The following is a 242-nucleotide window of genomic DNA, read 5'->3' as shown; positions in this document are numbered from 1 at the left end:
AAATTTCGCTGGTATACGGCACGACGGTTTTCAGCATGTCGCCATCACGAAGATGGATATGCCAGTCGTCTGGGCGGCGGATTTTGAGAACCTGGGATTGTACAGTCATGGAAGCTCCGGCTTGAAAGAGATCAGTCATAAGAGGGCTGTTTTTGCCGGACCCAAATCATAAGCGGAAACGTTTTCGTTTGCACACTCTTCCGTTAAAAAAAACGGGCGCCTGAGCGCCCGGAGTGTTTAGT

Annotated in this window: 1 pseudogene; it reads right to left on the bottom strand. The window is 50.0% G+C overall.

Features of this window, described 5'->3' with window-relative positions:
• A pseudogene (locus RTW80_RS30540) lies at positions 1 to 109 on the bottom strand (dihydroorotase); the annotation flags it as partial.
• Positions 110 to 242: the final 133 nt, after the last annotated feature.

The sequence above is a fragment of the Escherichia sp. AM3 genome, assembly GCF_032029835.1.
GTDB classification, from domain to species: Bacteria; Pseudomonadota; Gammaproteobacteria; order Enterobacterales; family Enterobacteriaceae; genus Escherichia; species Escherichia coli.
Note: the sequence above shows the minus strand (reverse complement) of the source record. Positions and strands in the feature narration are given on the sequence as shown.